Annotated in this window: 6 protein-coding genes, 1 tRNA gene and 1 pseudogene; all 8 read right to left on the minus strand. The window is 38.1% G+C overall.

From position 1 onward, the window contains the following. Positions 1–39 precede the first annotated feature (39 nt). Positions 40–1,299 (minus strand): ATP-dependent protease ATP-binding subunit ClpX, encoded by a 1,260-nt coding sequence (gene clpX, locus V7083_RS02635; protein ID WP_335475078.1) that lies wholly within the window; start codon positions 1,297–1,299, stop codon positions 40–42. Between the two features lie 409 nt (positions 1,300–1,708). Continuing rightward, complete coding sequence (gene tig, locus V7083_RS02640) at positions 1,709–2,995, minus strand: trigger factor (RefSeq protein WP_335475080.1); 1,287 nt, start codon at positions 2,993–2,995, stop codon at positions 1,709–1,711. A 152-nt stretch (positions 2,996–3,147) separates the two neighbouring features. Further along, positions 3,148–4,176: a tetratricopeptide repeat protein gene (locus tag V7083_RS02645; RefSeq protein ID WP_335475082.1), complete on the minus strand. Its 1,029-nt coding sequence runs from the start codon at positions 4,174–4,176 to the stop codon at positions 3,148–3,150. 101 nt (positions 4,177–4,277) lie between these two features. Further along, positions 4,278–4,354: transfer RNA gene (locus V7083_RS02650), tRNA-Arg, on the minus strand. Positions 4,355–4,652: 298 nt separating this feature from the next. Next, complete coding sequence (locus V7083_RS02655) at positions 4,653–5,162, minus strand: metallophosphoesterase family protein (protein ID WP_335475084.1); 510 nt, start codon at positions 5,160–5,162, stop codon at positions 4,653–4,655. Further along, positions 5,159–5,770 carry an XTP/dITP diphosphatase gene (locus tag V7083_RS02660; RefSeq protein WP_335475086.1) on the minus strand — a complete coding sequence of 204 codons (612 nt, stop codon included), beginning with the start codon at positions 5,768–5,770 and terminating at the stop codon, positions 5,159–5,161. Before V7083_RS02660 ends, V7083_RS02655 begins: the two co-directional genes overlap by 4 nt. 12 nt (positions 5,771–5,782) lie before the next feature. Continuing rightward, positions 5,783–6,538 (minus strand): ribonuclease PH, encoded by a 756-nt coding sequence (gene rph / locus V7083_RS02665; RefSeq protein ID WP_335475088.1) that lies wholly within the window; start codon positions 6,536–6,538, stop codon positions 5,783–5,785. Positions 6,539–6,647: 109 nt separating this feature from the next. Beyond that, positions 6,648–7,532: pseudogene (locus V7083_RS02670) on the minus strand (GerMN domain-containing protein); the annotation flags it as partial. Positions 7,533–7,562 lie beyond the last annotated feature (30 nt).

Genomic DNA, 7,562 nt, shown 5'->3' on the forward strand with positions numbered 1-7,562 from the left:
AAAAACAAAAGACCCGGTTGATTCCGGGTCTAACATGTTTTATGCAGATTTTTCTTCTTTTACAATGGTTCCATCCTCAAGGACAAGTTTAGGAACACTATTACTAATCACCGTTTCCTTGGTAATGATACATTTCGAAATATCATCACGTGATGGAAGATCAAACATAACATCTAACATAATTCCTTCGATAATGGAACGCAAACCACGGGCACCTGTTTTCCGTTCAATTGCTTTTTTGGCAATTTCAGATAAGGCATCTGGTTCAAATTCTAATTCAACATTATCAATTTCAAGCATTTTTTGATACTGCTTTACGAGAGCATTTTTTGGCTTCGTTAAAATTTCAATCAATGCATCTTCATCTAATTGCTCAAGGCTAGCAATAACTGGTAAACGACCGATAAATTCCGGAATGAGTCCAAATCTTAACAGGTCCTCTGGAAGTACCTTCGAAAGAAGCTCTTTTTGGCTGATGTCCTGTTGTTTTTGGTCTGCACCGAAACCAATGACCTTTTGACCTAAGCGACGCTTAATGATTGGCTCGATTCCGTCAAAAGCACCACCACAAATAAATAAGATATTAGTCGTATCAATTTGAATAAATTCTTGATGTGGATGCTTTCTTCCACCCTGTGGAGGAACGCTGGCCACGGTACCTTCAAGAATTTTTAATAATGCTTGCTGAACACCTTCCCCAGAGACATCTCTTGTAATGGAAGGATTCTCTGATTTACGGGCAATTTTATCAATTTCATCGATATAGATAATGCCTTTTTCTGCCTTTTCTACATCATAATCTGCTGCTTGGATTAATTTTAATAAAATGTTTTCAACATCTTCACCAACATAACCAGCTTCTGTAAGTGATGTAGCATCCGCAATCGCAAAAGGTACATTTAAGATTCGCGCCAATGTTTGCGCTAGGAGTGTTTTACCACTTCCTGTAGGTCCAATCATACAAATATTACTTTTAGAAAGCTCAACATCATCAATTTTGCTATTGGAATTAATCCGCTTATAGTGGTTATACACGGCAACGGATAACGCCTTCTTCGCTTTGTCTTGACCGATTACATATTCGTCTAAAATTTCACAAATTTCCTTTGGTTTCGGAACATCTTTAAATTCTACTTCTTCTTCGGTTCCTAATTCTTCCTCAACAATTTCTGTGCAAAGCTCGATACATTCGTCACAAATATAAACTCCCGGTCCGGCTACCAGCTTGCGCACTTGATCCTGAGTCTTACCACAGAATGAACACTTTAACTGTCCTTTTTCATCATTAAATTTAAACAACCTTATCACCCCTTAAAACATCTATAAAACTGTATTCGGAATCTCAAGAATCATCCAAACAAAAATCTGAATTTTCATTCCTTATTTAATGTATGTATTTTGCATTGTAACACATTTGCTAAACGGACTGGAAATAAAACGCTTTATTCCATATATGTTTTTTATTTTGTTTGGATTATTCAAGCAAAACTTATGTACTCCTACATCATTTCCAAATTTAATGAAAATAAATCTTGGAGTTCGTCCGTTTATAAAAAGGTTACCCTCTACTTATTATAATATGTAATTGAAAAATTGTATAAAAATAAGGAGCATTACTACAAAGGGAAGTATAAATTCAGAAGAAATTTATACTTCCCTTTTAGTTAAAAGCAAGGCACGATCCAAATCGTGCCTTGTAAAATGACTATTATTTTTTGTTTTCTACAAGGAAGTCTACAGCTTTTTTAAGCTGAAGATCATCTTTAATACCTTCTACGCCGCCAAGAGCTTTTTTGATGTTTTCAACTGACATGTTATACATTTCAGCCATTTTAGCAAGCTCTGCATTAACATCTTCTTCTGTTGCTTCAAGATTTTCTGCTTTAGCAATTGCTTCTAATGTTAAGTTAACTTTCACTCGCTTCTCTGCTTCTTCTTTCATTTGCTCACGAAGTGCTGCTTCGTCTTGGCCAGAGAATTGGAAGTATAATTCAAGATTCATACCTTGCATTTGCAGGCGTTGTTCAAATTCTTGAAGCATGCGGTTTACTTCGCTTTCAACCATAACTTCTGGAATTTCTACTTCTGCATTTTCAGCCGCTTTTTCAACTACAGAATCACGGACATGATGCTCAGCCTCATGCTTTTTGCTGTCTTCTAAGCGGGTTTTGATTTTTTCTTTTAAAGCTTCTAATGTTTCAACTTCATCATCAGCATCTTTTGCAAACTCATCATCTAATGCAGGAAGTTCTTTACCTTTGATTTCGTGAACAGTTACTTTGAAAACAGCTGGTTTGCCTGCAAGCTCTGCAGCATGATATTCTTCAGGGAATGTCACTTCAACATCCTTTGATTCACCAGTTGCCACACCTACTAATTGCTCTTCAAAACCAGGAATGAAAGAGCCTGTTCCTAATTCAAGAGAGTAATTTTCAGCTTTGCCGCCTTCAAATGCTTCGCCATCTACAAAGCCTTCGAAATCAATCACAACAGTATCACCGTTTTCAGCAGTTCCTTCTTCTTTTACAACAAGTTCTGCATGGCGGCTTTGAAGTGCTTCAAGTTCTTTTTGAACATCTTCATCAGTTACATTTGTATCTAATGCTTCAACTTCAATACCTTTGTATTCACCTAATTTTACTTCAGGCTTAACTTGTACTGTAGCTTTGAAAGTGAAGTCTTTGTCCTTGCCCATTTGCTCAAGATCAAAGTCAACATCTTCAGGCTGAGCAATTGGCTCGATTCCAATTTCATCAATTGCACTCATGTATGCATTTGGAAAAATGAAATCTAAAGCATCTTGATAAAGAGCTTCTACACCAAAGCGCTTTTCAAATAATGAACGAGGCATTTTACCTTTACGGAAGCCAGGCACATTAATTTGTTTAACTACTTTTTTGAATGCTGCGTCTAAACCTTCGTTTACCTTTTCTGCCGGTACATCAATGGTAAGGACACCGCGGTTTCCTTCTAACTTTTCCCATTTAGCTGTCATTCTTATTTCCCTCCAACATCTATTCTCATTTCATTTGTTACGAATTAGCTTAGGATCTTGTCCAACAATATCCGTTTTAATGTAAAATAGTTTTTTTACACAATGCAACCCCTACATTATACCACAGGATTCCTGCGTTTCAACAGTTATCCCTATATATTAGGATAAGAAATTTTCTCAATTTGTTCAATTTGTTCAGTTGCGGCTTCAATTTCAAGTGGTAATGCATGGTAAAGTTCAGCCAGTTGGCGGACTTCCGTTTCCATTCCAAGGTATTGTTGTCCCAATTGGTGAAAGGCTGCTGCCCAAGCCGTTTCGTTTTCAGGGTCTAATTCGAACGGATAGCTGATAAAAAATATTCTTTTTACTAGAGCTGTAATATTCTCCAACAGCATTGGATCATGGCTTTCTAAATTCTTTGCCAACTCCTCAAGTATTTTCTTTTCTTTTGGCTGTTCCCTAACTTCAGGAAGTTGTGCCGGATTCACTATTTTTTGAATTGACATTTTCTTGAGAGTGATTTCTTTATTGATTTCTTGTTCTTTTAAAATGGTTAACAGGATGGTCTTAAGAAAGGGGTTTCCTGATTCTGACTCAAGATATTCCTCTATTTCTTCTATGTAGGTCCGAATATTCTTGTCGCTTAAACTGGAAATAAGCAACATTTGTTCATTTAAATCCGTAATAGAAAATAAATTTAATCTTAGAGGCGCTTCCTCCACCTGTTCAACATCTTCCTCCATCATAGGGTTACGTTGATCAGCCATCTTTTTACTAAATTGCAGGATAGTTAAAAAATGGTCGTATTGATCTGATGGTATTTCCTTTTCATCAAAAAGTGCCTCAATGGTCGAGACTATCTCCTGATATTCATGGAGTTGAATCAAAACGGTTAGATAGAGATCGACCATCTGAAAATAATCACCGATACCTTTATGAAGCAGTTCCTTTGCTAGAATCTTGGCTTGTTCAAAAGCACTCGCTTCAAAGTAAGCCAGTACCAGTCCAATTAAGATATCGTCATGATCTGGGTCAAGTTCTCTTGCCTCCTCCAAGAAGGAAATGGCCTCGTTATATTTTTTATTTTGAAGACTTTCCAAACCCTTATCTTTCAATCTTTCTTCAACACCGGGAAAGAAAATCACATTGTCTTTTCGCTTAATCCGCTCCCGCTTTTTCATAAAAAATACCGCCTTCGGATTGTAGTTGAAACATAGTGTAGCATAATTTGGGGATAAAAAAAACTCACCCTGAAAAGGTGAGTAATATTTGGTATGTAGTATGGCGTCCCAGGAGGGATTCGAACCCCCGACACACGGCTTAGAAGGCCGTTGCTCTATCCTGCTGAGCTACTGGGACATATTAAGTTTCAAGGACAATGTTTATTATATTATCCTAATATCAGAAAGTCAACAGATTATTTTATATTTTTTTATTTTGGTTATTTAGAGCATTTTAAGTGATGGTGAATGTAATATTGATTATTTTAGATAGATACCTTCTATATCACTGAATTTTTTATTCCTACATGATTTTGGGAACATAGAACCTCTCTATGTGACCTTTTTCCATACCCTCATATTTCCAGGATCATAGAACCCCAAATAACTCCTATTTAAAAAAACAAAAGGGGGAATTTGCTCCCCCAAAATTATATTCAAACTGCAAATTCCCTAGCCAGACCAGCAATTTCCCTGCCATTCAGTTCAAAAATACTCATCTTAATAGTATCTTCCTGTAAATCCAACACGACATAGGTCTTTTCCATTCTTCCTCGTGGCAGTCTGATGCTACCAGGATTCAGGAAAAGTGTTCCATTCAAAACCTCAGTTCCTAATTCATGAGAATGTCCGAAGCAGACAATTTGTGCACCTACTTCTTCTGCTTTGTATTTGAGATTCATTAATGAGGACTTTACGGAATAGTGGTGGCCGTGGGTGATAAAAATCTTTCTGCCAGCAACACTGGTCATTAATTCATCTGGAAACCCCCCAAAGTCACAATTTCCAGCTACAGTAAAATAACCTGAAATTGCTTTATTCTTGGGCATCAATTGGGAGTCGCCGCAATGGATCATCACATCTACTTCACCAAGATGTCTTTCTCTTATTTCCTCCAGTTCCTTGGTCAAACCGTGACTGTCACTTACAACTAATATTTTGCTCATGACTGCCCAGCTCTTTCCAAAATAGAATCCAATGAGGAATTCAATTTTTTTAAGGCATTGGCACGGTGGCTGATTTTGTTCTTTTCGTCAGATGTCAGCTCAGCCATGGCCACCCCTTTATCGGGAACAAAGAAGATTGGGTCATAACCGAAACCATTTGTTCCTCTTGGCTCGTCCAAAATTCTGCCTTCGCAGGTACCTGACACCGTAAAGGTATCTTGCCCCGGAATAGCCACCGCCAAAGCACAATAGAATCGTGCTGTTCTTTTCTCTTCTGGCACCCCGTTTAGTTCGGCCAGCACCTTTAGAAGATTACTTTGGTCATTTTTCATTTCTCCGGCATAGCGGGCGGAGTAGATGCCTGGTCTTCCTTCCAATGCGTCGACCATTAGTCCGGAGTCATCACCAATGACCATTTTGTTTAAAACTGTTGAAACTGCCTCGGCCTTTAACGTTGCATTTTCTTCAAATGTAGTGCCCGTTTCTTCTACTTCCGGAATTTCCGGAAAGTCCAATAATGTTAGCACTCGCATTCCTCTTGATGCAAAAATTTCTTCAAACTCCTTTGCCTTCCCACGGTTTTTTGTAGCAATAATGACTTCCTTCATACCGATCTCCTCTTATTTATTTCTTCTAGCGTCAATTTTTTTCGAAATTTCTTCGCCTAGTGCAGCCTTTTGATGCTCAAATAGTTCCATTAATCCACCTTGTGCTGCGTTCAATAATCCATGGAGCTGGTCATATGAAAAGGTTGCTTCTTCCCCGGTTCCTTGCAGTTCGACAAATTCACCGCTACCAGTCATAACAACATTCATATCGACATTGGCTTTGGAATCTTCATCGTAATTCAAATCAAGTACGGTTTGCCCATCCTGAAGAATCCCTACGCTGGTTGCAGCGAGATAGTCTGTAATTGGAAATTTCGCTATTGATTTTTTCTCAACCAGTCGATTAATAGCGATAGCCAATGCTACAAACGCCCCAGTGATTGAAGCGGTTCGTGTGCCTCCGTCTGCCTGGATGACATCACAATCAATCCAAACCGTCCGCTCACCAATGGCGCTTAGGTCAACGATCGCACGTAAGGCACGACCAATCAATCGTTGAATTTCCATTGTCCGACCGGTAACTTTTCCTTTTGATGATTCTCGAATATTTCTTGTTGTTGTTGCTCTTGGGAGCATCGAATATTCAGCGGTGATCCACCCTTTTCCTTCCCCTCTCATAAATGGCGGGACCTTATCCTCGATACTTGCTGTACAAATTACTTTTGTATTCCCTACTGAAATTAATACAGAACCTTCCGGATGCATTAAGTAATTGGTTTCAATATGTATAGGTCTTAATTGCAATGGCTCTCTTTTATCAATACGCACGATGAATCCTCCTTCTAAATGCAACGATGGCTTTTCTCAAATAAGAAAGAGGCGGCCTTTAAGCCAACCCCTTTTAAGTGTCACTATATAGTATAACAAAAATCCTTTTTTAAAAACTACCTGTATTGACTTTTTCTGGACGAGTTACTGGCTCAGTTAGTTTTTTACCCTGGTCGTTCTTTAAATTTGCTTTGCCGTTGACCTCTACAGCTACTTTATCTACACCCTTTTGCTCAGTTAAAGATAGAACGAGAGTATCTAATAGATGTTGAGAAATTACATTTTCTCCGAAGCTGCCATATATATTTTTATTAAAGTTTAACGTCACAGTACCATTTTGATACTTTGGGGCACTTTTCAGTTTTACATCTGACATGAATTCAGATACTAGATTTGATTTTTCACTTGGCCCTTTAATTAATTCATTAACTGCGGCCACAACTGGATCCTTTTCACTCGCGCTAATCCGCTTTGTTACTGGAACATAGTAATAAGATCCTTCTTCTCCGCCAATGTAATAAACAGTGATAGGTTTTGTATTCGAAATATCAACAACATCGTCGGTATCTATGTTTATTCCGGACGCCCTTGAAAGATTTTGGCTAATCGGTGTGCCATTTACCGGCATCTCCGTTAATTCATGCCCATTCATTTTAAGCTTTACTGTTTTAACACCATCAAATTGAGTCATGGTCCAAGTCACGGATTGCAAAATCTTCATTTCATCAGCAGGTTGATAGTTTTTAAATTCTTTTGAAAAATTAACAGTAGCTACGCTGTCTTTTATATCAACGGAGGCCTCGGTATCTTCAGGTAATACTGCTCTAAAATCATTTGGGAGCATATCCGTCACTGGGCCATTTACGACTAGGTATTCCAGTGCTTGTTTTGCAACAGAAGTTGTTTTTGGTAGGTTCATGGTTTGCGGAACGACATATCCATTTTTATCAATAAGGTAAAGCTCTGTTTTAACAGCATTTTCTGCAGTTTCTTTATTTTTCTTCGATTATTTGCTGATTCCTTT

This window comes from Bacillus sp. JJ1764 (genome assembly GCF_036962145.1).
GTDB lineage: Bacteria > Bacillota > Bacilli > Bacillales > Cytobacillaceae > Neobacillus.

Bases quoted from the DNA above. Each gene is read 5' to 3' on its own strand.
- V7083_RS02645 (WP_335475082.1), bottom strand. From the start codon at position 4,176: ATGAAAAAGCGGGAGCGGATTAAGCGAAAAGACAATGTGATTTTCTTT.
- V7083_RS02655 (WP_335475084.1), bottom strand. From the start codon at position 5,162: ATGAGCAAAATATTAGTTGTAAGTGACAGTCACGGTTTGACCAAGGAA.
- tig (WP_335475080.1), bottom strand. From the start codon at position 2,995: ATGACAGCTAAATGGGAAAAGTTAGAAGGAAACCGCGGTGTCCTTACC.
- V7083_RS02660 (WP_335475086.1), bottom strand. From the start codon at position 5,770: ATGAAGGAAGTCATTATTGCTACAAAAAACCGTGGGAAGGCAAAGGAG.